Annotated in this window: 18 protein-coding genes; 13 read left to right on the forward strand and 5 right to left on the reverse strand. The window is 46.2% G+C overall.

The window, feature by feature from the left end; translation table 11 throughout:
- Positions 1-54 precede the first annotated feature (54 nt).
- Both RS891_RS03945 and RS891_RS03950 read right to left on the reverse strand, forming a co-directional pair.
- Positions 55-267, reverse strand: a complete 213-nt coding sequence (locus RS891_RS03945) for a hypothetical protein (RefSeq protein ID WP_076291601.1) — start codon at positions 265-267, stop codon at positions 55-57.
- Between the two features lie 158 nt (positions 268-425).
- A complete protein-coding gene (locus RS891_RS03950; RefSeq protein WP_113055594.1) occupies positions 426-965 on the reverse strand; it encodes a DoxX family protein in 540 nt (179 codons plus the stop codon).
- 338 nt (positions 966-1,303) lie between these two features.
- Here RS891_RS03950 and RS891_RS03955 point away from each other — a divergent pair, with 338 nt between their 5' ends.
- The 4 genes from RS891_RS03955 (at position 1,304) to corA (ending at position 5,521) form a co-directional block, all read left to right on the forward strand.
- Positions 1,304-2,371: a DUF3048 domain-containing protein gene (locus RS891_RS03955; RefSeq protein ID WP_113055595.1), complete on the forward strand. Its 1,068-nt coding sequence runs from the start codon at positions 1,304-1,306 to the stop codon at positions 2,369-2,371.
- A 216-nt stretch (positions 2,372-2,587) separates the two neighbouring features.
- The gene (locus tag RS891_RS03960; RefSeq protein ID WP_062327047.1) at positions 2,588-3,205 is read left to right on the forward strand and encodes a DUF47 domain-containing protein; all 618 of its coding nucleotides are present in this window, start codon (positions 2,588-2,590) and stop codon (positions 3,203-3,205) included.
- A gap of 14 nt (positions 3,206-3,219) precedes the next feature.
- Positions 3,220-4,209, forward strand: a complete 990-nt coding sequence (locus RS891_RS03965; protein ID WP_110001756.1) for an inorganic phosphate transporter — start codon at positions 3,220-3,222, stop codon at positions 4,207-4,209.
- Positions 4,210-4,561: 352 nt separating this feature from the next.
- Entirely contained in the window at positions 4,562-5,521 is a 960-nt protein-coding gene (gene corA, locus RS891_RS03970) for a magnesium/cobalt transporter CorA (protein WP_113055597.1), read from the forward strand.
- A gap of 357 nt (positions 5,522-5,878) precedes the next feature.
- Here the strand turns inward: corA and RS891_RS03975 are convergent, their stop codons facing one another.
- Both RS891_RS03975 and RS891_RS03980 read right to left on the reverse strand, forming a co-directional pair.
- Positions 5,879-6,970, reverse strand: coding sequence for a DNA alkylation repair protein (locus tag RS891_RS03975; protein WP_315794488.1), 1,092 nt, complete (start codon positions 6,968-6,970; stop codon positions 5,879-5,881).
- A 177-nt stretch (positions 6,971-7,147) separates the two neighbouring features.
- Positions 7,148-7,780, reverse strand: a complete 633-nt coding sequence (locus tag RS891_RS03980) for a tyrosine protein kinase (RefSeq protein WP_113055599.1) — start codon at positions 7,778-7,780, stop codon at positions 7,148-7,150.
- A gap of 449 nt (positions 7,781-8,229) precedes the next feature.
- Here RS891_RS03980 and RS891_RS03985 point away from each other — a divergent pair, with 449 nt between their 5' ends.
- The 9 genes from RS891_RS03985 (at position 8,230) to bioC (ending at position 16,306) form a co-directional block, all read left to right on the forward strand.
- Complete coding sequence (locus RS891_RS03985; protein ID WP_017690665.1) at positions 8,230-8,520, forward strand: YerC/YecD family TrpR-related protein; 291 nt, start codon at positions 8,230-8,232, stop codon at positions 8,518-8,520.
- A 2-nt stretch (positions 8,521-8,522) separates the two neighbouring features.
- On the forward strand, positions 8,523-9,302 hold the full coding sequence (locus RS891_RS03990; protein ID WP_315794489.1) for a sirohydrochlorin chelatase: 780 nt from the start codon (positions 8,523-8,525) through the stop codon (positions 9,300-9,302).
- Between the two features lie 229 nt (positions 9,303-9,531).
- A complete protein-coding gene (gene tnpA / locus RS891_RS03995; RefSeq protein WP_315793911.1) occupies positions 9,532-10,005 on the forward strand; it encodes an IS200/IS605 family transposase in 474 nt (157 codons plus the stop codon).
- 386 nt (positions 10,006-10,391) lie between these two features.
- Positions 10,392-11,750: an adenosylmethionine--8-amino-7-oxononanoate transaminase gene (gene bioA / locus RS891_RS04000; protein ID WP_315794490.1), complete on the forward strand. Its 1,359-nt coding sequence runs from the start codon at positions 10,392-10,394 to the stop codon at positions 11,748-11,750.
- Positions 11,747-12,481 carry a dethiobiotin synthase gene (bioD, locus tag RS891_RS04005; protein ID WP_315794491.1) on the forward strand — a complete coding sequence of 245 codons (735 nt, stop codon included), beginning with the start codon at positions 11,747-11,749 and terminating at the stop codon, positions 12,479-12,481. The genes bioA and bioD overlap by 4 nt, the downstream gene beginning before the upstream one ends.
- Before the next feature lie 2 nt (positions 12,482-12,483).
- Positions 12,484-13,482 carry a biotin synthase BioB gene (gene bioB / locus RS891_RS04010; RefSeq protein WP_315794492.1) on the forward strand — a complete coding sequence of 333 codons (999 nt, stop codon included), beginning with the start codon at positions 12,484-12,486 and terminating at the stop codon, positions 13,480-13,482.
- Positions 13,483-13,495: 13 nt separating this feature from the next.
- Positions 13,496-14,674, forward strand: a complete 1,179-nt coding sequence (gene bioF / locus RS891_RS04015; protein WP_315794493.1) for an 8-amino-7-oxononanoate synthase — start codon at positions 13,496-13,498, stop codon at positions 14,672-14,674.
- A complete protein-coding gene (locus RS891_RS04020) occupies positions 14,671-15,468 on the forward strand; it encodes an alpha/beta hydrolase (RefSeq protein WP_315794494.1) in 798 nt (265 codons plus the stop codon). Before bioF ends, RS891_RS04020 begins: the two co-directional genes overlap by 4 nt.
- The gene (gene bioC / locus RS891_RS04025; RefSeq protein WP_315794495.1) at positions 15,449-16,306 is read left to right on the forward strand and encodes a malonyl-ACP O-methyltransferase BioC; all 858 of its coding nucleotides are present in this window, start codon (positions 15,449-15,451) and stop codon (positions 16,304-16,306) included. The genes RS891_RS04020 and bioC overlap by 20 nt, the downstream gene beginning before the upstream one ends.
- 27 nt (positions 16,307-16,333) lie before the next feature.
- Here bioC and RS891_RS04030 read toward each other — a convergent pair whose 3' ends face one another.
- Positions 16,334-16,759 carry a MerR family transcriptional regulator gene (locus RS891_RS04030; protein WP_113055606.1) on the reverse strand — a complete coding sequence of 142 codons (426 nt, stop codon included), beginning with the start codon at positions 16,757-16,759 and terminating at the stop codon, positions 16,334-16,336.
- Positions 16,760-16,891 lie beyond the last annotated feature (132 nt).

Here is a 16,891-nt window from a genome sequence, read left to right on the forward strand (position 1 = left end):
AATGGGCCTCAGGAACCTTTTTCTATAACTTGAGCAGACTGCAATTTAGAATAATCACTTGCGAATCTCAAAAAGCTCACATGCTGTACGCGAGTGATATGCCAGTTCACTTACACTGGACTGAACCACAACGGTATTGCTGTCAAAACGGATAATGACGCCACCGGAATCAATCTGGTGATTATCTTTGAAAACACGGACTTTATGCTTCATTTCCATCGCTTCCTGGAAGTCGGCATCGGTCTCAAGACGGCGCTGGGTTGGCATGTCATGTACTCCTTTAATTGTAGTCAATCGATATGTTCATCATAATACGTGTTTCTGTCGATGGGCAAGTCAGAGGATATACAAGCATATATAAAAAAACAAGAAAAAATCCTGCTCTCCAGGGGGGAGGGAGCAGGACCGGAAAAGTCTATTTAACGTTAGGCTGTTTTGTGCGTATGGTTTATCGTTGGTGTGTCTTTCGGCTGACTGCCTTTGTTGCGAGTGAACAATCCGCGAAGGTAAGGCATTACCCAACGATCCAAACCGATTTTACCAGCATTTGCACCGGCGACTACAAGGAAGATTTCCATCAGGACTAACTGAGCATTCGTGCTTACTGTTCCCGAGAAGAGGAACGCGAAGTTCATGACCATCGCCATCAGTGCTGCCAGTGTTGTGAAGCATCCAAGAATGAGACCCAAACCTACAAGGAATTCACCCAGTGGGATGATGAAGTCGAACAGTCCTGCATTTGGTACCGCGAAGTTCTCAAGGAATGTTCCCCACCAAGCTTGAACGGTTGGGTTTTCACCCGTTGCTTTTCCTACAGCGCCTGCAAGGAATCCGCCAGCTTGGAATCCACCTGTTAATTTGCCCCATCCGTGCGTCATCCAGTCGTAACCGATATACACCCGAAGTACTGTCAAAATCCACATTGCCACTTTGTTTTCTCTAAGCCATTGGTTGAAGCTGAACATATAAACCACTCCTTCATGGAATTTAGTGTGTGTTGTTTTTTTGTTTTTCTAAGTGATCACCTTTGATGTCTTTATTGTATAGTTCAAAAGTCATTCTGTTTGTGATTATTATCACAATCTAGTTCAAATTTTAAGTAAGGTTTGAGAAGTTCACATTTAGGACATATTTTTCAGTCTGCCTCAAGTTTCAAACGTAAAATGAAGGGTAGAAAATGCTCTCCTTATCGAAGACAAATGGTGCTGTGTGTGATTAAATGGAAAGAAATACGTGAAATGGTCACTTACATAAGAGCAACTACAGCCTAGATTTCAGCCATATCGTTCAGGAGGTACATATATTGAAGCAATTGAAATGGAACAAAACGACGTCAGCGGCGTCGCTGCTTATTCTGGCCCTGAGTCTGGTCGCTTGTCAGAATAAGGAGATGGTGCAGATTCCAAAGCCGGAGTCCGTTCCTACACCGATACAGGAAGAACAAGAGACAGAAGAACCTGCCACTTCGCTCTACACAGCACCACTTACGGGTCTGCCTGTTGATGAAGCAATTATGCGTCGCCCACTGGCAGTCATGATTAACAATGCTCCTGCAGCGCGGCCTCAATCCGGTCTAAGCGCGGCAGATATTATTATCGAAGTGCTCGCTGAGGGAGGCATTACCCGTTTTATTGCCATATTCCAAAGTGAAGGAGGGGCAGAAACGGTCGGACCCGTGCGCAGTATCCGTCCGTATCTGATCGAGCTTGGTGAGAGTTACGATGGTGTATTGGTACATGCGGGTGGCAGCCCGGATGCCTATTCCATTTTACAAAAGCAGCAGAAACAGCATATGGATGAGATATCGAATAGCGGCCCTTATTTCTGGCGTTCCTCGGATCGTAAAGCACCGCACAATCTATATACGTCGGCGGACAAGCTGAGAGAAGGCGCGGATACCAAAGGCTATAGTCACGACTTTAAGTCCCCTATATATACGTATAACGAAGAAGGTTCCACGTCCGCCGGAGAGTTGGCCAAGCAGTTCGATATTCATTATTTATTGGAGAGTTACCGGGTCACGTATGATTATGATGAAGTTAGCGGACGATATATGAGATTGGTGAACGGAAAGGCAGATCAGGATCTGGATAATGGCAGTCCCATTGGAGCGGCAAATATTATTGTAGCGGGTGCGGATCACAAGGTACTCGATAATGTGGGCAGACTTTCCGTTAATTTGGAGCAGGGCGGTGAAGCCATGCTGTTTCAAAAAGGCAAGATGATTCGAGGACAGTGGGTCAAAAAGCCAGGTGATATTATTCGATTTGTACAAAATGGGACCGAAGTTGCTCTTGTTCCTGGCAAGACTTTCATCAGTATCGTACCGAATCAGCCTGACTTTGCAGGGCATGTCGAAATTGAAAATTAATCCAATATGAAGAGAAATGTAAACGCAGTGTAAAATTTCATCATCATTTTTCCAGCCATTCCAAATAATTAAGATTCATTTCAGATTTATGTGATAAGAATATAAAAAAGGATCATGCCTTATGTACAAACCGTGAAACATTTATGATAAGATATCAAAGGTTGTCATTTCATGTTTCATCGGTTATCGGCAATTTCTCGTAAAGGGGATAGAGCTATGAAGCTTAAGAAGAAGAAGGATATATTTTTTGAGACACTAGAGAACATGGCAGATACGGTCGTGCAAGCGGCTGATTATTTCTCCCAACATGTTTCCAACCTTCAGGATGTGACTCTTTTTGCCAATGAAATGAAGAAGTACGAGTCCCAGTGTGATGATTATGTTCATACCATCATTACAGAGCTCAACAAGACATTTATCACGCCGATCGAACGCGATGATATTATGGAACTGACAACGACACTTGATGACGTATTGGACGGACTCGAAGCAACGGCTTCCCGTTTCTATATGTACCAACTGACTGACCCGGACGAATATATCGTTCAATTCGCTGAAATTTTGCGCCAATCGGCTTACGAAATTCAGAAGGCCATTCATTTGCTGTCTCAGAAAAAGTTGCTGGCGATCCGCGAGTACACGATTCGTCTGAACGATCTGGAAAACCAGGGCGACGAAGTGCTGCGCAACTGTATCAAGAACCTTTTCGCTACTGTGCCTGATCCGATTGAACTGATCAAACGCAAGGAAATTTACGAACGTCTTGAGACGACAACGGATGCTTGTGAACACGTAGCGAATGTGCTCGAATCCATCATCATGCGTAATTCTTAAGGAGCCAGAGAATAATGGAAACAACGATTTGGGTATTGGGTATAGTCGTCTTCCTTGCACTGGCGTTTGACTTCATCAACGGATTTCACGATACGGCGAATGCCATCGCAACTTCGGTCTCGACACGGGCACTGACTCCGCGCCGGGCAATCCTTATGGCTGCCGTGATGAACTTTGTCGGTGCCATGATGTTTACTGGAGTAGCGAAGACGATTGGGGGGAGTGTAACAGACCCCACCAAGCTGGATAACGGGATTGAGGTCGTCATAGTCACCTTGATCGCCGCGATTATCTGGAATCTCGTTACATGGTGGTTCGGAATTCCTTCTTCATCCTCGCATGCACTGATTGGTGCTCTTGCTGGTGCTGTACTTGTTGGCGCAGGGGCTGATAAAGTCAAATGGAGTGGATTTATTGACATCGTCGGAGGGTTGTTATTATCACCTCTGATCGCATTTGCCATCGGTTATGTGGTCATGACCATTCTCAAATATATTTTTGCCAAACGCAGTCCGCATAACGTGAACAAAGGTTTCCGTACGGTACAGATTTTCACAGCAGCACTTCAGGCATTTACGCACGGTACCAATGATGCGCAGAAGGCAATGGGGATCATTACTTTTGCTTTGGTCGCAGCAGGCGTACAGGATCATCTGGATGTTCCGTTGTGGGTTAAAATCTCTGCGGCAACAGCGATGGCGCTTGGTACTTCCATTGGTGGTTGGAAAATCATCAAAACGATGGGAACCAAAATTTTCAAAATTGAACCGATTAACGGTTTTGCCGCGGATCTGTCAGCTGCATCCGTTATTTTCACAGCAACGTTGCTCCACCTGCCGGTGAGTACAACGCACGCAATCACATCTGCCATTCTGGGTGTTGGTTCCGCGAAACGTTTCTCAGCCGTTAAATGGGGACTTGCTGGACGTATCATTATTACGTGGTTTATTACGATTCCGATTACCGGGGCGCTGGCAGGATTGTTGTACTGGATCATTTTCTAATTCAAGAAAGTGTTTCGGCACAAACTCTGGGTTTCAGACAAACTGTTCATAACTATGTGAATATCGGGATATGTGGACAATTATACAACCAAAAAGAAGAGACGCCTGTGCATGAACGTGTGGACAGGCTGGATATGTGGATAGCCATCCGTGGAATGATAAACCAAAAGAAGATATTCCTGTGGATACAGGAGACTGTGGATAGGGAAATGAGAGAAGCCAACAGGGTTGGCTTTTTTTGTTGTCGCGTTTGCAGGATAACGTGTGTATAATGGGCTGTTGCAGGGGACGGTTCAATGGTTAAAGTTGTACAATAACGTAAAGGATACAAGACAAGGACGTGGTCTAATTTATGATTCGTACACTCGCCATCTCACGGGATCATCAGGTATCTGTAAATGTACCGCTGACACAGCTGGATCTGCAGGATTACGCCTGGGTATGGGCAGATTTCAACCAGCCTTCCGAAGAGGAAAGCCAGTTGCTGGATACATATTTTCATTTTCATCCATTAGCTATTGAGGATTGTATGCATGTGCTGCAGCGACCCAAACTCGATTATTATGACAATTTGCAGTTCCTCGTGCTGCATGCACTGAATCCGACCACATTGGAAGCGGAAGAGGTGGACCTGTTTCTGGGTGCGAACTTCCTGGTATCCTTTCATCATGGGGCACTGGAGGAAGTCGACGAAGCTTGGGAGAGGTTGCTGCATCATGCGCACGAACGAACCATCTGGGCCCGGGGCCCGGTAGCAGCGGCATATACGGTGATGGACAAGTTGGTCGATCATTATTTCCCGTCTCTGTTTGCCATTGAGGATGAGCTGGCTGAACTGGAGAACCGGGGCGGCAAGGAGTCGGTGGAAGACCTGATGAATCAGGTGTTCGACTTGCGCAGTCGATTGCTGAAGCTTAGACGAACGGTAGTGCCCATGCGGGATCTGCTCTATCGGGTAGTCAATTCTCAGCATGTGCAGCGAACAGGGGAGCATACCGTATACTTTACCGATATCTATGACCATTTGTTGAAGCTGACAGACATGATTGAAGCTGATCGGGAAATGACGGCAGACCTGCGCGACAGTTACATCTCCTTGAATTCCAATCGAATGAACCAGATTATGAAGACCCTCACTGTGATTACAACCGTCTTTATGCCATTGACGCTGATCGCGGGGATCTATGGCATGAATTTTGCTTATATGCCTGAGTTGCAATGGAAGTTTGGGTATGGAGCGGTGCTGCTGTTGATGTTTGTTCTGGGCGGAAGCATGGTGGCCTGGTTTGTGAAGCGGGGCTGGTTCAAGTAGGAAAATAGAAACTGGATAGCAAGTGAAGAGTTAGCGGTCTGCACAGATCGCTTCTTTAGCCTGTGTATGATGTGCATAAGAGGGCAATTAGGAGTACATATAGATTTGTTTTCGCAATAGATGTCCACATGTGGATAAGATAAATGAAGAAGCATCATGTGCATAACTTTATTTTGAAGGATATTTAGCTGCTACAAACCGGGTGAAAATAGTAAAAGGCATCTTCAGTATTGAAGACGCCTCGGGGAATTTCTCAAGGATGGATTCCATGATCTGAATGTTAATATCGGATTCTTATCATGAAATGAACCCTGCTGCGTTTTCGTGATAATTTGGATGGCTCCATCGTATTGTAGGTTACTCTGTTTGTTCCAATAAAAATGTGGCTGTAGCGGTAGGTTGTCCATTAACGACAATCGTTAGCGTATGCAAACCGGCATAATGCTTTCTCGTCGTAATGACTTTGAACGATTGCTTCGTTGCAACCTTGGTTCTCCCGGTAGGGAATGTTTTATCAGAGCATTTGAACCGCTTGGGTGCCTGCTTGCCATTTGCTTTCATATATCCGATTTCATATTCGATCCGCAGCATCTGTGACTGACCACTTTCATTAACGACATCAAAGGAAAAATGAAGATCTTCCCCGATGGCTACGGTATCTCTTGCAAGCTGAAGATGCTCGATATGTGTCGCATCCTGCTCGACATATCCAAAGAGACTCAGCGCTTTCGGATGTCCCTTTTTCAGCAAAGAGCGGCTTGCGTGACGAACGATCCAGTCCGTATGCTCATGTTGTCCGTACCAGCTTGAGGCCAAATCCAGAACCAGTTCTGGATGGTCTTTCGAGATGTCGTTCAGGTGATTGGCTACACTTTTCCGGACATACAGGGACTCGTCCTGCTTCAATTCATGCAGAATGGGAAGTACTGGTGTTGGATCGGTAATGAATCCCCGAAGTTTGGAACCCCATGGAAGACGTGGACGGCTGCCTTCACTGGCAAGCCTGCGTATATGTTCATTGGGACTTGCCGTCCATTCCATCATGCGTTTCATCGTTTCGATCGGGTAGCGTTCAATAAACGGGCGTACCGCGAACTCGGAACTGGAATAAGGTGTGAAGAGGGTCAAGTACTTCATGGATAGTTCGTAGTTTTCCGGCGCAAGTCCGTTCACTTCAATAAAATCGGGAACGAACAGATACTCGACCCCTCGCATCTGTGGTGCTGCCTGCTCAATCACGTGTAATGCCTCTTCATAGTTGTCAGGCAGAACTTCGGTCAATGCCGACGTAATGCGGCGGATACGACCTTTGAATTCTAGCTCTCCCCAGCCTTCGGCAAATACAAGTTCATGAAACTGTTGCTTGTCCAACTTCGGGTAGAATTGGTGTAACCATTCTCCTGTCCGGTCGATTAATGCGGGAGTATATTTGTCTTTAAATAGTTCCATAGTCCGCCTCCTTTATCTATAAACTCAGTATACCTCAATTCACGGGAATAAGAACATAGGTTCCTAAGGAATTGGTAATGAATATTCTCTTATATGAACGATTGAGTGGATTGAAGAGAAAGAAGATGGAAGTGGATTAAGGCACCCCCTTATGTAAGAGGGCGCCTGGGAAAAGTGTTAGAGCTTTTTGCTTTTTTGGGGACGACGTTTGGTGGTGTTGGATTTATTCCGGCCAGTTTTACTACTCGTGTTCCGTTTGCGCGGAGTAGAGTTCGTTTTTTTACGACGTTTGCGTGAGCGAGGTGGCGAATACTCTTCATAATCTTTATCCGCAAGACTGCTACTTTTTTTTCCTTTTCCAAAAGGCAGAATCCCCATCACCAGTTTCATCATGGGTGCCATCTGCTGGAAGCCGCCAACGACCTTTTGCATTTTGCCGATTCCGCTCATGATGCCATCAATTCCACCGAAGCGGTCGATCATTCCTTTCAGTTCCCCGATGTTGGCCAGGGAAAAGCCTGAGGAAGACGCAGGTGCTTCCACCGGAACGGGGGGAGCAACAGGAGCTCCCCCGCCGAAAAAGTTTCCACCGGGTCCCCCCGGACCACCTGGACTATAAGGTACAAGTCCGGATGCTTCAACCTCTTGGAATTGAGGGTAGTAAGGCTCTACTCCAGGATACATGGGTTGAACCTGAGCTTCATTCAATGCCCGTGGCGGCATATAGGCAGATGTATGGGCCTGCCGTTGCGTATGAGAAGACGGACGCTGCCGTGGAGCGGGCTGACGGTGATAATAATGCTGTGGCATGAACTATCACGTTCCTTCTATGTTGGATTTCGGAATTGCGTTCCTTCAGCTGCTGGACGTGCATAACAGACCGAGTCGGAACTCCCTTTTGCTATACTGTATGTCATTAGCGGAGAGACGGCGTAGGCGAGTATCCCGCAAAACGGGATATTTGCGGATTTGGGCGCAGGAGTGGATGATAGCTTAACAGTGGAATTATATAGTTTAGACACAAAATTGTCACATATTAAATGTAATAATTCCTACATATTTAATCGGAAAAATACGGTGAAAAATGGGATAAATCGTGAGATAGAGCGGGATTGTGCGCGCAGGGAGGACATTAATGCTATATGAAAGCGGTAACATGTATTTTTATTCTGTAGTGCGTGAAATCGTTAACGCTTGAAATACCAACTCAGGCTGGGTACAATGAAGGTACACAGTAACCGCTAGGGGATGATGATGAAATGCAGCTGAAAAAGCTAAATGATAAAAGCATTGAACAATTATTTGAGGCTATTTTGACTCTGAAAGATATTGAAGAGTGTTATGTGTTTTTTGATGACCTCTGCACGGTAAACGAGATTCAATCCATGTCCCAGCGGCTGGAAGTAGCGCGTATGCTTGGCAAAGGAAATACCTATAACCAGATAGAAGCTGAGACAGGTGCAAGTACAGCCACGATCTCTCGTGTAAAACGCTGCCTGAACTATGGTAATGACGGTTATAAAATGACGCTGGAACGCCTGGGACGTTAAGGATGAAGAAGCCGGGTGTACTCATCATTAGTCACGGTTCTCAGGAGAAAACCTGGGTTGAATCCGTCGATGACGCGGTCTCCCGGTTGAATCTGCCTGAACCCTTGCCCGTCGAAGCCGGGTTTCTTGAACTTGTGGAAGGACGCCTGATTCAGGACGGTATCAACCGACTGGAAGCACAGGGCGTAACCGATATATTGGTCGTACCTCTGTTTGTTTCATCCGGTAGTACACATGTGGATGAGATTGAGTATGCCATCGGTGCCAAAGACGCTCCGGAGCGTGAGACGGATCTGGAACCATTCGAGGTGAAAGCACAAATCCACTTCGGCTATCCTGTGGATAACGACCCGGATATTGCGGTCATGGTCTGGGACAAGGTAAAGGCCCTGTCGCAGCAACCAGAACAGGAGACGATCCTGTTAATTGGACATGGGAGTATTCACGATGGATTCCGTCAGCGATGGGAAGCGGGTATTTCTTCACTCGCACAGCGGGTGCATGAAGTCAGCGGTGTTGCTCATACCGATTATGCGCTGCTAAATCAGGATAGTGTGTACGACAAGGCGAAATACTGGAGTGAAGAGCGGGGGAGCCGGGTTATTGTGGCGCCGCTGTTTTTGAGTGCCGGTTATTTCACCATGAAGGTGATCCCGGGCCGACTGAAGGAACTGGATTATGCATATAGTGGTGAGACGCTGCTTCCACATCCGCTGTTAGGAACGTGGCTGGAGCGCCAAATTCAACTTTTACTGGAAAAATGTAATGAGGTTAAGGTTTAATTCAGGGAAAACAGATCGCTGCTAGCGATTATTCCCGTTATCTCTAACAATAGCTTAAACACAAACGGCAGAGATGCCGTTTTTTTGTTATGGCTTCAGCCAGTTGAGTGCGTGAAACGCGCGAAACAAAAAACCACCCGCTATGCGGGTGGAGGGACCTGAGGTTTGACCACCAAGACCATTCCGATAAAATTGAGATGTTCAGGCTCAACGAAAGGAATGGTCTTAGATGGCAAATAAGAGCTACAGCCTAGCTCACACAAAGTGGATGTGCAAATACCACATTGTATTCACCCCGAAGTATAGACGGAAAGAAATCTATAATCAAGTGAGAAGAGACTTGATCGAAATTTTCAAACGTCTATGTAAGTACAAAGGAGTAGAAATTATAGAAGGTCACATGATGCCCGATCATGTTCACATGTTGGTAGCGATCCCACCGAAAATGGCTGTCTCCACGTTCATGGGATATCTAAAGGGAAAAAGTTCGCTCATGATCTTCGAGAAACACGCCCAGCTCAAGTATAAATACGGAAATCGAAAATTTTGGGCAGAAGGGTATTACGTAAGTACAGTGGGTCTAAATGAAGCAACGGTAAGAAAGTATATACGTGAACAAGAAGCACATGATCAGGCGATAGATAAGCTGAGTGTAAAAGAATATGAAGATCCATTTAACAGCAACAAGAGCAAAAAGAAGTAAAACCAGTTTAACTGGTAAGTGAAAGTGACAAATAACACTGAGCCTGAACAGATTTGCTGTCAGGCTAGCGTCTTTAGGCGCAGTTTGGCAACAGGGGGTTATACCCCAAGAGCAAACCACCCGTTGGACGGGTGGTCCTGATTTTTGTATGTATTTTAGACAAAACACGCCGATTTAGGCGTGTTTTTTTGTATTAGGCAGAACCCTCTACGAAGCCAAATTTCGGGTTCAATCCGCGGAGACAGAGTGGAGGTTGAGGGTTCTAACTCTGAAATGATTCTCTTTACAGGAAAGTTTTTGTCTGATAAGATGTCAACATTCAATTGTTAACCTAAATAAATATTTTTGGTTAACAATTGAAATGCTCTTATGGAAGGTGATAACTTGTGACACATTATGAACGGCTTGCAGCTATAAATAAGGCTCATTTATGGAACCCTTTTACGCAGATGAAAGATTACAATAACTCCGATCCTCTCATCATTGAACGAGGCGAAGGCGTCGTGCTGTATGACGTCCAGGGACGTGCTTATTATGATGGCTTCTCCTCGGTTTGGCTTAATGTTCACGGACATAACATACCCGAGCTGAACCAAGCCATAACGGATCAGTTGGAACGTGTTGCACATTCTACGTTACTCGGAATGGCTAACGTGCCAGCTATTGAACTTGCTGAGAAACTAGTGGAGATTTCCCCAGAGGGATTAAATAAAGTATTTTATTCCGATTCAGGAGCAACCGGTGTCGAGATCGCAGTGAAGATGGCGTTTCAATACTGGAAGAACCGAGGAGAAACCGGTAAAACGAAGTTTATTACGATGAATCAAGCCTATCACGGAGATACGATTGGTGCGGTAAGTGTCGGTGCAATTCCGTTGTACCATGATGTGTTCCGTCCGATGCTGTTTCCTACTCATGTCATTCCATATCCTTACGTTTATCGACATGAGGATGGCGAGCGGGAAGCCATGGAAGCTACGTTAACCGCATTACGTAATGTACTTGAAACGAGTGCAGATGAAATCGCGGCTATTATCGTGGAGCCAATTGTGCAAGGAGCTAGCGGCATCCTCATTATGCCAGACGGCTGTCTGCGCGAGATGGCAGCACTTTGCCGTACATATGATGTACTGTTCATAGCCGATGAGGTGGCGACAGGCTTCGGTAGGACAGGTGCTATGTTTGCTTGTGACCTCGAAGAAGTGTCACCTGATTTGATGGTGATAGGCAAAGGTCTTACAGGCGGCTACTTACCTGTGGCAGCGACACTGGCAACAGATGAGGTGTACAGCGCGTTTTATGCCGATTATGAGGAGCAAAAAACATTTTTCCACGGTCATTCCTTCACAGGTAATCCGCTCGGCTGCGCCGTAGCTTTGGCTAACTTGAAACTATTTGAAGAGCGCAACCTGGTGGAAGGTGTAAGAGCAAAGGCGGCTTTTGTAGAGCAGAAGCTCTCAGTACTTAAAGATTCTCCGCACGTCGGGGATATCAGGCAAAAAGGACTGATGTTAGGAATTGAGCTTGTACGGGATAAAGCAACTCGGGAACCGTATGATTGGGCCGAACGCATCGGCGTTCGTGTAACGGAGCGGGCCAGAGCGCTTGGCATGCTTACGAGACCACTTGGCAATGTTGTTGTGTTCATTCCTCCTCTTGCCAGCACAGAGGCTGAGCTTGAAGCCATGATTGATATCTTGATGCAATCCATTTTTGACATCACCGAAGGTGGCTTTGAATCATGAATGTAATTCGCGGATTGTTCGTCACAGGTACGGATACAGGGGTTGGGAAAACCATCGTTACAGGGGCTCTTGTTGCTGCGCTTCGTGCTGAAGAGCGGAATATAGGCGTCTGGAAGCCTGTGCAATCCGGTGCACCTCTTGGGAGCGGAGAAACCGATGCGGAACGCCTGTTGAAATACACCGGAATTGATGAGTGTGCCGAGGATGTGGCGCCATTTACATTCCAAGCCCCACTGACCCCGCTGCTCGCTGCCAAGCAACATGGAATGGATATTACGTTACAGGAGATTATTAAGGCTGGTCAGCAGCTGGCAGATCGATATGAATCAGTACTTATTGAAGGGGCAGGGGGAGTCGCTGTTCCTCTGACCGAGGATTCTTTTGTCGTGGATTTAATCTCGGAGCTTCGAACACCTGCCCTCATCGTTGCGCGGACAGGTCTGGGTACGATTAATCACACACTTCTTACGGTATCGTACCTGCAGCAGCACGGGATTCCGATCGTAGGTTTTATTCTGAACGATGGTGAATATGACGAGATTTATAACGATTCCAGTATCACAACAAACGCGGAGCTGATTGAACGTTATTGCGGCATCCCCTTTCTTGGGCGTTTTCCCCGCTTGAGGGACGAATTAAATACGGAAATGTTGATCCAGGTGATTCGAGAGAAGATCCAGTTAACACCGATCAGACAGGCATTAACAGTTCAATTCATGGAGGAGGAATGAAGATGAAAACAACGGTAACTAATCTGAATTGGTCGTCGCTTGCGAATCGATCGTTGAATGGCGAATGTTTATCAATTGAAGAGGGACTTGCCGTGCTTGAAGCAAGCGACGATGAGGTACTGCCGCTGATGCAAGCGGCTTTTCAAGTGAGGAAATATTTTTACGGCAAAAAAGTGAAGCTGAATATGATCATCAACGCCAAAAGCGGCTTTTGTCCCGAAGACTGCGGTTATTGCTCACAATCTCTCGTATCGACCGCACCCATCCAAAAATACAGCTTGCTCGACAAAGAAACGCTGCTTGCGGGAGCACATGAAGCTATGGCGCGTAAAGCTGGAACTTATTGCATTGTAGCATCAGGCAAAGGTCCCACGAATAAGGAGCTGGATCAAGTGGTAGAGGCGGTAAAAGAAATCCATGAAACAATGCCACTTAAAATCTGTGCGTGTCTGGGAATCTTGAAGGACGGTCAAGCAGAACGCTTGGCTGAAGCAGGCGTGCACCGATACAATCACAACTTGAACACAAGCAAGGCCAATTATCCGTCGATCACCACAACGCATACTTATGACCAGCGAATTGAAACCGTGGAAAAGGTTAAAGCATACGGCATGTCCCCCTGCTCCGGTGTCATTATCGGTATGGGTGAAAGTAATCAGGAAATTGTCGAGATGGCTCTTGCACTCCGTAAGCTTGATGCGGATTCAATTCCGATTAATTTCCTGAATGCGATACCGGGGACCCCTCTGGAAGGAGCAGGGCGCACTCCGGCCATGAAGGCGCTCAAGGTACTGGCGCTATTTCGGTTCATTTGTCCATCTAAAGAGATTCGTGTTGCGGGTGGACGCGAGATCAACCTCCGTACGCTACAGCCTTTGTCACTTTATGCCGCAAATTCACTCTTTGTAGGTGATTATTTAACGACAGCAGGTCAGGAAATATCGAATGATCATCAAATGATTGAAGATTTGGGTTTTGAGATTGAGTTAAATGCACTTTAAGGCGGTACAGACTATGAATTGGATGGAAAATGAACTTGCGTTATTGGCTGATGCCTCCAATGAACGTTACTTGCGTGACAGTGCCGCGGTTCCAGATCGTCCTGGTTATACGTGGAGAGGAGACCAAGTGCTCCTCAACCTGGCCTCCAATGACTACCTGGGACTTGCTCGGCATCCTGATATCATCGATACAATTCGCGAGGCACTTCTTGCCGAAGGGGGAGGTTCTGGCGCATCTCGGCTTGTTACTGGGAATCGACCGCTTTATGGCCGTCTGGAAGAAGAGCTGGCCACTTGGCAGCATAGTGAAGCTGCGCTTGTTTTTGCAAATGGTTATATGGCTAATTCTGGTGTCATTCGTGCACTCGTGGGCCGGGGTGATGTCGTTTTTAGTGATCAATTAAACCATGCCAGCATCGTGGACGGTATTGTGCTGAGCCGCGCAGAACATGCCAGGTACCGACATCATGATATGGAACATCTAAAGCTATTATTGAACAAACATCGGGATAAACGACATAAGTTGATTGTTACGGATGCTGTCTTTTCAATGGATGGTGATCAAGCACATTTGGAAGAACTCGTTGCGCTCAAACAAGAATACGGGGCCATGCTGATGGTGGATGAGGCGCACAGCGGGGGCATCTACGGGAAAAGGGGGGAAGGACTTTGCTTTAAGCTTGGTCTGCATCATGATGTGGATGTGCATATGGGGACGTTTAGCAAATCATTCGGTTTATATGGGGCTTATGTCTGCGGCAGCCGAACATTAATCCGCTTTCTCGTTAACAAAGCTAGACCTCTTATCTATTCAACGGCATTGCCGCCTTCTCTCGTAGCTGGTATTTCAACAGCGTTAAGTCTGGTACAAGCAGATCATTGGCGCCGCGAACGCCTCTACTCGGCAAGTCAATTATTTCGTTCTTCGCTTAGTGATGCCGGATTTAACGTTGGGACCGGGGACTCCCCTATTGTACCGGTAATTGTCGGTGATAATGAAAGGGCTCTTCGTTTCAGTGAGGCACTTGAAGCAGGCGGTATTGCTGGGGTCGCTATCCGTCCGCCTACCGTTCCTGATGGCACAGCACGAATTCGCTTCTCCTTATCGGCCGACCATACCCCTATGGAGTTGAATGATGCCAGCGCAAAAATCAGTGAAATCGGGCTTCAGTTGGGGGTACTGAGCTCATGAGTGCCTTGGAAAATAGTCCGGTGCAAATCGAGCAGGAGACAAGTGGAACCATATTATGGCTAACGGGATGGAGCATGCCAGATGCGGTGTTTGACCGTCTTCGCCTGTTATTGCCTGATTTTCGTCATATGTCTGTAGATTACAGTGCTGCGGATTCTCCAGAGGAAATGCTGTGTTTAACTGAAACAGCAGTTAAGGACATGTTGGGTATTGAAGGGTCAGCTTGCAGGGAGAAAGTAGCTGATGGTCGGCTTCTGATATCAGGTTGGTCACTCGGAGGTTTACTGGCACTCAGACTGGCGGCTAAAGGTTACGTGGACGGCCTTGTGCTGTTCGGTGCAACGGCTCGTTTTACCCGCCCAAAAGAAGAGTTGGACCGTGGCATAGCAGATGCCTATGTTAGGCAGATGATCAAAGGGATTTTAAAGGATCGACATGAAGTTGAAGCTAATTTTCGTCAAAGGATGTTCACAGAGCATGAATGGAAGGCAGGTCTGGCTGAGTGTCTACCTCCTATGGGTAGCTGGACAACGCAAGCACTAATTGCAGGTCTTCAGATTTTACGAAGAGAGGAATGTTTGTCTCAATTGCCCAATATCGATTGTCCGGTTCTTCTTATTCACGGGACTGAGGATAGGATATGTCCTTACGGTGCTGGCTTGGAGCTTACAGCTCATTTACCTCAAGCCGAGTTAATTACATTAATCGGCTGCGGGCATGCACCCTTTTTGGAAAAGGAAGTACACATCGCTGATGAATGGAGGAGATGGTGGCATGACCATTGGAAGAAGTAGTGCTGTTCAACGCCAATTTAATCGTAGTGCCACTTCTTATGATGCACATGCTCATATTCAGCGTTCTATGGCTGATCAGTTAGGAAGATCCCTCGCAGAATGGAAGAACAAAGGGTTATTAAGTGATCCGAGCATTCTCGAAATTGGTTGTGGCACGGGGGCTTTGACTCAAATCCTGGTAAATGAATGGCCTAGTGCAAATATTACTGCACTTGATATTGCACCCGAGATGATCGAAGTGGCTTCAAAGCGGTTACGATCAGTAGAGCATCCAGGCAATGGGAATTCTACAACGGATCGTTTACGTTTTCTACAAGCAGATATCGAAATGTGGGCCGTAAATACTCCGGAGTGCTCTGTGGATATCATCGTCTCTAACGCCTGTTTTCAATGGCTAAGTTCGCCGCAGGAAACACTGGGTCACCTACGGCGAATGCTGCGACCTGGGGGCTTGCTCATATTTACGACCTTCGGGCCTGATACATTTTGTGAAATGCATGAGGCATTTGATGAAGTTTATCGTGCCAACGGGATGGAACCACAGCGGCATGGACTTTCGTTTCTATCGCTTGCTCAATGGGAAACCATGCTCCACGAATCCGGATATACTGGTGTCCATTGTGAGCGTTCAATTCATATGGAAAAGTATGCTTCGGCAAGAGATTTTCTGTATTCGGTTAAAGGAATGGGAGCCAGTACTTCAGAAGCAGCAGCGATTCCTGGGTATAGTTTACGACGTTTATTCACCAACATGTATAAAGAGTACGAGGATAAGTTCAGCATACAGGGAGGAGTTTCAGCAACATATGATCTCCTGTTCATTCAATCATTAGTGTAGTCCCTGACGAGGTAATATTAGCAACAGTTACTCTTGAAATGACTCTTCTTCTGTCCATACACAGTTATTTTGTGAATGAATCGCTGTCGTTCCAGAATCAATAGCTGTTTTGTAATACCAAATCTTATAATCTATTTTCTCCAAATACGTTTCCAGTTCAGCAATTTTCTCCAGAACAACGTTTTTGTGTGTTTCAAATACTTCAAGACGCTGCTTTAATGTAGCGTCTCCTTCTATGCTCCAATCGACGTACTCTTTGATCTTTCTCACGGGCATACCACTTTTTTTCAGACAAGTAATCACTGCAAGCCACTCAAAATCACTTTCTTTGAAATCCCGGTTACCTGCCTGATTACGATCAACAAAGGGCAATAAGCCTTGCTTGTCATAAAAGCGTAATGTATGTGCGGTTAATCCTGTTCTATCTGCAACCTGACTAATTGTATATCCCAATGTATAAGCCACCTTTGTTATTAGATATTCATGATTGTAGAGATTAGAGTGTACTCTAAGTCAAAACAATATTCAAAAAATGAATGCGTTGGAGCGGATACATCCAGAAGTTTGACTTAGACAATACTCTAA

Origin of the sequence: Paenibacillus sp. BIC5C1, assembly GCF_032399705.1 — a bacterium.
GTDB classification, from domain to species: domain Bacteria; phylum Bacillota; class Bacilli; order Paenibacillales; family Paenibacillaceae; genus Paenibacillus; species Paenibacillus taichungensis_A.

What these genes read in the sequence shown, in the direction of transcription:
- corA (WP_113055597.1), top strand. Translation starts at nt 4,562, where the DNA reads ATGATTCGTACACTCGCCATCTCACGGGATCATCAGGTATCTGTAAAT.
- bioC (WP_315794495.1), top strand. Translation starts at nt 15,449, where the DNA reads ATGACCATTGGAAGAAGTAGTGCTGTTCAACGCCAATTTAATCGTAGT.
- RS891_RS03985 (WP_017690665.1), top strand. Translation starts at nt 8,230, where the DNA reads ATGCAGCTGAAAAAGCTAAATGATAAAAGCATTGAACAATTATTTGAG.
- bioD (WP_315794491.1), top strand. Translation starts at nt 11,747, where the DNA reads ATGAATGTAATTCGCGGATTGTTCGTCACAGGTACGGATACAGGGGTT.
- RS891_RS03950 (WP_113055594.1), bottom strand. Translation starts at nt 965, where the DNA reads ATGTTCAGCTTCAACCAATGGCTTAGAGAAAACAAAGTGGCAATGTGG.
- RS891_RS03945 (WP_076291601.1), bottom strand. Translation starts at nt 267, where the DNA reads ATGCCAACCCAGCGCCGTCTTGAGACCGATGCCGACTTCCAGGAAGCG.
- tnpA (WP_315793911.1), top strand. Translation starts at nt 9,532, where the DNA reads ATGGCAAATAAGAGCTACAGCCTAGCTCACACAAAGTGGATGTGCAAA.
- bioF (WP_315794493.1), top strand. Translation starts at nt 13,496, where the DNA reads ATGAATTGGATGGAAAATGAACTTGCGTTATTGGCTGATGCCTCCAAT.
- RS891_RS03980 (WP_113055599.1), bottom strand. Translation starts at nt 7,780, where the DNA reads ATGCCACAGCATTATTATCACCGTCAGCCCGCTCCACGGCAGCGTCCG.
- RS891_RS03975 (WP_315794488.1), bottom strand. Translation starts at nt 6,970, where the DNA reads ATGGAACTATTTAAAGACAAATATACTCCCGCATTAATCGACCGGACA.
- RS891_RS03990 (WP_315794489.1), top strand. Translation starts at nt 8,523, where the DNA reads ATGAAGAAGCCGGGTGTACTCATCATTAGTCACGGTTCTCAGGAGAAA.
- RS891_RS03965 (WP_110001756.1), top strand. Translation starts at nt 3,220, where the DNA reads ATGGAAACAACGATTTGGGTATTGGGTATAGTCGTCTTCCTTGCACTG.
- bioB (WP_315794492.1), top strand. Translation starts at nt 12,484, where the DNA reads ATGAAAACAACGGTAACTAATCTGAATTGGTCGTCGCTTGCGAATCGA.
- RS891_RS04020 (WP_315794494.1), top strand. Translation starts at nt 14,671, where the DNA reads ATGAGTGCCTTGGAAAATAGTCCGGTGCAAATCGAGCAGGAGACAAGT.
- RS891_RS03960 (WP_062327047.1), top strand. Translation starts at nt 2,588, where the DNA reads ATGAAGCTTAAGAAGAAGAAGGATATATTTTTTGAGACACTAGAGAAC.